The 7,678-nt window shown below is 56.7% G+C and carries 5 protein-coding genes; all 5 read left to right on the forward strand.

Annotated features, from left to right (window positions below; translation table 11 throughout):
- Window positions 1-40: 40 nt before the first annotated feature.
- Window positions 41-1,849 (forward strand): TolC family outer membrane protein, encoded by a 1,809-nt coding sequence (locus tag FHJ80_RS09585; protein ID WP_139526862.1) that lies wholly within the window; start codon window positions 41-43, stop codon window positions 1,847-1,849.
- Between the two features lie 208 nt (window positions 1,850-2,057).
- On the forward strand, window positions 2,058-4,169 hold the full coding sequence (locus tag FHJ80_RS09590; protein ID WP_239286464.1) for a type I secretion system permease/ATPase: 2,112 nt from the start codon (window positions 2,058-2,060) through the stop codon (window positions 4,167-4,169).
- A complete protein-coding gene (locus tag FHJ80_RS09595) occupies window positions 4,169-5,599 on the forward strand; it encodes an HlyD family type I secretion periplasmic adaptor subunit (RefSeq protein ID WP_139526864.1) in 1,431 nt (476 codons plus the stop codon). Before FHJ80_RS09590 ends, FHJ80_RS09595 begins: the two co-directional genes overlap by 1 nt.
- Window positions 5,599-6,225, forward strand: coding sequence for a response regulator transcription factor (locus FHJ80_RS09600; protein ID WP_044628520.1), 627 nt, complete (start codon window positions 5,599-5,601; stop codon window positions 6,223-6,225). Before FHJ80_RS09595 ends, FHJ80_RS09600 begins: the two co-directional genes overlap by 1 nt.
- Window positions 6,226-6,417: 192 nt before the next feature.
- Window positions 6,418-7,678: retention module-containing protein (locus FHJ80_RS09605; protein WP_139526866.1), on the forward strand; the 1,261-nt coding region annotated here is incomplete at its 3' end.

Here is a 7,678-nt window from a genome sequence, read left to right on the forward strand (position 1 = left end):
GCTCATCGGTAGCGAAAACGTTCATTAGGGATCTCTGGCCATGAAAGACAACGTTACAACGAAACGCACACCTCTCTCACTTCAGCGCGCTGTCCGACCCTGGACACTGACCACGCTTGCCTGTTTACCGCTGACGGCGCTTGCCCAGCAGCTGCCTTCTACGCTGTACGCGCCTGGTATGACCGATCTCAATACCACAATTCAGCAAACGATCGTGAGTAACCCGCAGGTCAATGCAGCTTGGAACAATTTTAGCGCGGCGGGAAGTGATGTGCGCGTGGCTCAGGGTAACTACCTGCCGTCGATCGACGTGACGGCCGGGGTGGGGCGCCAAGACCAGCAAAACGATGGACGTGGCAGTTACAGCAGTGACTTTGCCGAGCTCACCCTGACGCAAATGGTATTCGATGGCTTTGCGACACGCAGCGAAGTAGAGCGCTTGGATCGTACGCGCCTCATCGCTTACTTCGAGTTGCTGGGGGCCAGCGAAACGGTAGCGCTGGAAGCGTTTGAAACCTATCTAGATGTCTTGCGATTCCGAGAAATGGTCCGCTTGGCGCAAGATAACTATCGCGAACACCAGCGTGTTTTCTCCCAGATCGAAGAGCGTGCACTGTCTGGTGCTGGGCGTGGAGTGGATCTGGAGCAAATCAGCGGTCGTTTGGCGCTGGCCGAATCCAATTTGATGACCGAAGCTTCGAACCTGCATGATGTGACGGCACGTTACCAGCGGATCGTCGGTGAGCTACCACCGCAAAATATGTCGCCTGCACCCTCGCTGGCCGACGAGCTACCCAGCGATGTCAGTGAAGCAGTGCGAATGGCCTTTGAGGGCAATCCCGATTTCCATGCGGCCATTGAGAACATCGCCGTTCAGCGTGCTGAGCAAAATGCCGCTCGTGCTGCCTTCATGCCACGTCTGGATATTCAAGGCCGTACCGGTACCAATAACCAAGACGACTCGATCGCTGGTCGCAGCGATGAGCATAGCATTCAGCTCGTGGCAAGCATGAACCTCTATCGCGGTGGTTCTGACAGCGCCGCGTTCGAAGCGGCCACGACGCGCATCGAGCAGGCCGTCAATCAGCGTGAAGTGGCGTGTACCAATGTCCGTCAGACGACCCAAATCGCCTACAACGATACGCAGCGTCTTAATGAGCAGTTGCGCTATCTCAACGACCACCGCCAATCCATCGACCGCGTGCGTGGCGCTTATCAGCAGCAGTTCGATATTGGCCAGCGCACCCTTTTGGACGTGCTGGACAGTGAGAATGAGTACTTCGAGGCCAGCCGCGCCTATGCCAATGCGGAATTCGACCTGACACTGGCCCAGGCGCGGACGCTGGCCGCCATGGGGCAGCTCATGCAAACGCTGGAAGTCGTCCGTGAAGACATTCCCACCTTGGCAGAGTTGGGCTACGAAGATTTAGCGCAAGACCCTGAGATGGCCTGCGCTACCGATGGCCCGCGTGGCTTCACTCTGGAAGATTTCACCCGTGGCATTTCCGCTTCGTCGTTGTCCAGCGACACGCTCACCACCGCCTACAACGAGCCGAGTGAGCCAGTCGTGATGCCAATCGATGCGCCTGTGTACGCCAACGCAGCGGTTGAGCCTGAGGCCATCGAGAGCAGTCTCTACATTCAAGTCGCCTCGCTAAGTGCCGCTGAGCGCGCTCAACAGTTAAGCGTTGAGTTAGGAGAGCAGCTAACGAGCCAGTCACGGGTGTATGCGTCGGCGGGAAATTATCGCGTTCAACTGGGGCCGGTGGCCTCGTTCAGTGATGCTCAGGCGCTACAGCAAACGCTACAACGAATGGGGTATGGTGATGCCTTTGTCACCAATGGTTAGCATCAAGCGTCTATGAGTAACTAGCCATCCTCTGAGCCTGCCGCGCAGGGCGGCAGGCAAGCACTACCCATTGGGTGTGTAATACGAGTCGCTTAATGCGTTTTAGGGTAATGAGGTCTTTGTGACACAACCAAACCTGAGTAGGGCGGAGGCTCCCCATTCGCGATCGGATGAAATCAGCCCCAATGAACTAGAGGGGCGTGATGAGCTGCTTGAGTGCCTCAAGGTAATCGCTTCTTTTCATCAACATGAAGTGTCATCGGAAGCACTTCGGGCAGGCCTGCCGTTGGAACAGGGCAAATTGACGCCCTCGGTGTTTGGGCGAGCTGCCTCACGGGCGGGTTTGACGGCTAGAATTACTAAAAGTCGGCTGTCTGGACTGAATCCAGCGCTATTCCCGGTGATTCTTCTGCTCGAACCCGGCCGAGCCTGTGTCTTGTTGGGGCTGGATCTTAAGCAGAAAAGAGCCCGCGTCATTTTTCCCGAACTCTCAGAGTCGGACGTCGACATTTCTCTCGACGAGCTTTACGCGGGTTATAGTGGCGAGGCTATTTACGTTCGCCCAAAGTTTTTAGCTGATAACGCATCCGAGCCGGGCGTTAAAAAACGCCGTGACCAGCACTGGTTTTGGGGCGTTATTCGTGAAAATCGTCGGCTTTACCGCGATATCGTTCTGGGGTCGGTGGCGATTAACGTATTCGCCATCGCCATGCCCCTATTCGTTCTCAATGTTTACGATCGTGTCGTGCCTAACCAAGCAACAGAAACGCTTTGGGTGCTCGCCGTCGGTATTTTTATCGTTCTCTGCTTCGACTTGGCCCTAAGGCTAATGCGAAGCAGCTTTGTCGACTTGGCCGCCAGCCGGGCAGACGTCAAGCTCTCATCAAGTATCATGGCCAAATCACTGGGGCTGCGTTTGGAAGAGCGGCCCGCCTCGACGGGGTCCTTCACCTCCACGCTTCAGTCGTTCGAATCAGTGCGTGCCTTTATCGGTTCTGCAACCATCCTAGGCATCGTGGACTTACCGTTCGTGCTTATGTTTGCCGCCATTATTGCGCTGATCAACCCCTGGCTCGTGCTCCCTGTACTGGTTGGGATCGTATTCGTATTGCTCTACGCCTTGGCGGCTCAAGGAAAGCTCCACGAACTTTCGCAAACGACCTGGGAGGTCGGCGCGCAGCGTAACTCGCTCTTGGTCGAGTCCATCTCCCAGTTGGAAAACGTCAAAGCGTTACGGGCCGAAAGTCGCATCCAGCGTCATTGGGAAAAAGCGTCGGCCTTTCTATCCAAGACCGGCGCGCAATTGAAAATGGTCAGCACGTCGGTCTCTAACGTCGCTCAGTGGGCACAGCATAGCGTGGCCGTTTGCGTCATCATCGTCGGGGTGTATCAAATCATCCAGGGGAATCTGACTCAGGGTGGCCTGATCGCTGCCTATATGCTCTCTTCGCGAGCCATGGCGCCTATCAGCCAAGCCGCCGCACTGCTGGCTCAGTATCATCAATCCTCCACCGCATTAGAGTCATTGAATGCGGTCATGAATAAAAAGGTAGAGCGGCACGAAGGCAAGGCGTACGTAGAAAAGCCCAGCTTTGCAGGCAATATTCGCCTTGAAAAAGTGACGTTACGCTATCCCAATGAAGAGCGCGACGCCTTGAAGGATGTCTCTGTCACGGTCAAAGCGGGCGAAAAAGTGGCGCTCCTGGGGCGCATTGGCTGTGGAAAATCGTCGCTCAATAAACTCGTGCTAGGTTTTTATCAGCCCACCGCCGGGGCGGTGCTGGTCGATAATGTCGATATTCGTCAGCTCGACCCGTTACAACTACGCCGCCACATAGGCTATGTGCCTCAGGATGTCAGCCTATTTTCAGGCTCGCTGCGTGACAATATCGTGGCAGGGGGTGGTAGTGACCGAGTGGATGACGATGCGCTGCTGCGGGCCATCGAGCTAGCGGGGCTGGAAAGCTTGGTCAACAGCCATCCTCATGGCGTCGATCTGCAGGTAGGCGAGCGCGGCCAAGCGCTATCGGGTGGGCAGAAACAGTCGGTTGCCATTGCCCGCGCGTTGGTTCAAGACCCGCCCATCTTATTACTGGACGAGCCTACCAGCTCTATGGATAACGCCAGTGAAGAGACGTTCAAAGCCAATCTAAAAAACGTCGCAGCAGGCAAAACCATTCTCGTCGTAACGCATCGTACCTCGCTACTCTCTCTGGTGGATCGCATCATCGTCATGGATGCAGGTAAAGTCGTCGCCGACGGTCCGCGGGATACCGTGGTGGAAGCGCTGCGCAAAGGCCAAATCGGGAGGGCTTCGTAATGGCGCGTAAATCCTCCTCGACATCCGAACAAAAAGGCTTTGAAGCGATTGGGCGCTTCTCTGAAAAGGGCCAAAAACCGTTTCGACCCTTTATGGATCGCCTGTTTGCCAAACGAGTGACCTCCGCGCACCTCAATCGTGACTGGGCGAGCGACACCGACTGGGCGCGAATGCAGCAAGAGCCCATTCGGGCGCGGCTGTTTCTTTATACGGTTCTGTTGGCGATCGTGGCGCTGCTGATATGGTCTTACTTTGCCGCTATTGATGAAGTGACCCGCGGGTCTGGACGGGTGATTCCTGCCAGCCAACTTCAGCGTATCCAGTCCTTTGACGGCGGGGTGATCGAACAGATTATGGTGCGGGAGGGGCAGATGGTGAGCGCCGGTGAGGTGCTGATGCAGATAGACCCGACCCGGTTCGTCTCGGATTTTCGTGAAAATCGCGCCCAGCGATTCGCTCTGGAAGCCCGCGCTGAACGTCTGCGTGCGCTGGCGACCGGTACGGCTTTCGAGCCCTCCGAAGAGCTACGCCAGGAAGTGCCCAACATCGTCATGCAAGAGCGTGAGGTATACGAGAGCCGACGCGAAGAGCTGCGCGAGCAAAAGAACGTGTTAGAAGATCGCGTTCGCCAGCGCGAGCAGGAGTTGCGTGAGGCAGAGTCACGACGGGATACCGCTGCGCGTGAGGCTAGCATGGCCAGCCAGGAGCTGAACCTGACGCGGCCACTGCTGGCCTCGGGAGCGGTTTCTGAAGTCGAGGTGCTGCGTTTACAGCGGGAAGTTTCACGAGCATCTGGTGAGAGGAGTCAGGCCGATGCGGCGGTTGCTCGCCTGCAAGCAGCCGTCGAGGAGGCGCAAACGCAGCTGCGAGAGCTGGATGCCGAGCGTCGAAGCGAGTGGCGTAACGACCTCGCGCAAGCGCTGGGCGAGCTCAACGCACTACAGCAGTCTGGCACGGGGCTTCAGGATAGAGTGCGACTGACGGAAATTCGCTCGCCGGTGGATGGCATCGTGCAGCGTATTCACATCAATACCATTGGCGGTGTTGCCCAGCCTGGCCAGGAAGTGGTGGAAATCGTGCCTACCGATGATCAACTGCTCGTGGAAGCACGGATTGCGCCTCAAGACATCGCCTTCCTTCACCCAGGCCAGCCAGCCACCATCAAGCTCACCGCCTACGACTATGCCATCTACGGCGGTCTACAGGCAGAGCTTGAGCACATCAGTGCCGATACTATCACCGATGATGACGGCAACACGTTTTATCTGGTGCGAGTGCGCAGCTTAGAGAATGAAAACGTAGCCGACCGGCTGCAGGTAATACCGGGCATGACGGCGCAGGTCGATATCGTCACCGGTAAGCGAACGGTGATGCAGTTTATGCTGAAACCTGTTTTAAGGGCGTGGCGAGATTCCATGGGGGAGCGCTGATGAAACACTGGTTTATCACAACAGATGGCAGTTTAAAGGCGCGGTGGAAAAAAGCGTTCCAGAATGTAGGGGCTTCGACGCCAGCCACCTACGAGCATCAGATATCACCCAACGATCTCGCTTGGCTCTCGACGACCGTCGAGAGCTGGCCCTCACTACTGCCTAAATTAGTCGAACAGGGTGCCATTGTCGTGGTGCTTAGCTACACCCCTGATGACCGAGAAGCGCTTAGTGCACTGGATCTGGGCGCAAGAGGCTATGTGCACACTCTGGCCGCCGCCGATGTGCTCAACCAAGTGGCGCTGGTCGTTACGAACCAGGGAGTCTGGGTAGGTCAAGAGTTACTGGCTAAAGTACTTGGCGGTACGTTCAAGGCTCTTCAGCAGCGTGTTGATCATGACCGCTACCAGCATAGCGATTACTTAGGGCTGCTGACCGAGCGAGAGCGCGGTGTTGCACTCGCGGTTGCGCGCGGTGCTACCAACAAGGAAGCGGCCCGCCAGTTGGATATCACCGAGCGAACGGTGAAAGCGCATTTGAGTGCTATTTTCAAGAAGTTGGAGGTGCGTGATCGGTTGCAATTGATCCTCAAATTAGCGCCAGTAGCAGAGCAGGCAGATATGTAGCTCGACTGCCGAAAACGTGACAATCTCCCATATATACGTTTACCACCACGAGGTCTAAAGGGCCTCGTTTTTTTGTCCATCGGTACAATACTTTTTTGTTCCATACCCTCCTAATCTCGCTGTATATGCCACCGATCTATCTAGTCCCAACGTACTAGCGGGCGGCAACCTACAACGAGTGAGGAGTGACACATGGCGACGGCAACGGTTATCGCGATTACAGGTCAAGCATGGGCGCGTGACGAAGACGGCAACCTACGCGAATTGCGTATCGGGGATGTCCTTCAAGAAGGTGAAACGCTCATTACCTCTGCCGACGGCCGTGTCGAACTCGACTTTGCTGACGGCACGGGAGCCAACGTCGTCGAAGGCGGCCAGGAAGTGGCGGTCACGCCGGACCTTGTCAGCGATTTGATCGTCGCCACCGATGCCAGTGCGCAAGATGACGATCTAGAGGCACTCCTCGCCGCGCTCGATGACGAAGATGGTGACCTGCTCGATATCCTAGACGCGACAGCCGCAGGTGCGGGTGCCGGCGGTGGCGGCGGTGGTGGCAACAGCTTCGTACGTGTTGCCCGTATCGCCGAAGAGACCGACCCCCTTAGCTTTAGTACAGAAGGCGGCTTAGAAGGCGCCGAATTCGTTGAATTTGATGGTGGGGCCGTTGCGGCTGACGATGGGGAGGATGTGACTGTTCCCACCCCTGCTCCAGAGCCCGGTGCTGACGTTGAGATTATTTTGACGGCTCCTCAGCAGGTGACAGAAGGTCAGCAGATTACGATAACTGCCACTGTCAGTGTTGCACCACAAGGCAGCCCGCTAGTGATTACGCTCAGCAACGGGCAGCAGATCACTATTGCCATTGGTGAGACCACCGGCAGCGTTACGTTCGAGAGCCGTCCAGATGATGCTTACTTGCAGGGTGATGGATCAATTGCGATTGGCATTGATACGACCACGGGAGGCGGATATGACACTATCGATACCACCTCTGAAGCCAATGTGATCGTTAGCGATGATAATGACATCACCACCATTACATTGACCGTTCCGGAAACCGTCACCGAAGGCGAGCCGATCACCGTCAGCGCGAGTGTTAATAACGCCCCGCAAGGCAGCCCGCTGGTCATTACGCTCAGCAACGGCCAACAGATCACCATCGCCGTGGGCGAGACCACCGGCAGTGTTACCTTCGAGAGCCGTGCTGACGATGTCTACCAGCAAGGCACCGACACGCTGAACCTGAGCATCGAAAGCGCCGAAGGCGGCAACTACGAAGCCCTCGACAGTGACGCCACCGCCGCGGTCACCATCAACGATGACGCCGACGCTACCACCATCACGCTGAGCGCCCCGAGCGCCGTCACCGAAGGCGAGCCGATCACCGTCAGCGCGAGTGTTAATAACGCCCCGCAAGGCAGCCCGCTGGTCATTACGCTCAGCAACGGCCAAC

The organism is Halomonas sp. BL6 (assembly GCF_006228115.1).
Lineage (GTDB): Bacteria > Pseudomonadota > Gammaproteobacteria > Pseudomonadales > Halomonadaceae > Vreelandella > Vreelandella piezotolerans.

Coding starts and splice junctions, on each gene's coding strand:
- FHJ80_RS09585 (WP_139526862.1), top strand. CDS start 41: ATGAAAGACAACGTTACAACGAAACGCACACCTCTCTCACTTCAGCGC.
- FHJ80_RS09595 (WP_139526864.1), top strand. CDS start 4,169: ATGGCGCGTAAATCCTCCTCGACATCCGAACAAAAAGGCTTTGAAGCG.
- FHJ80_RS09600 (WP_044628520.1), top strand. CDS start 5,599: ATGAAACACTGGTTTATCACAACAGATGGCAGTTTAAAGGCGCGGTGG.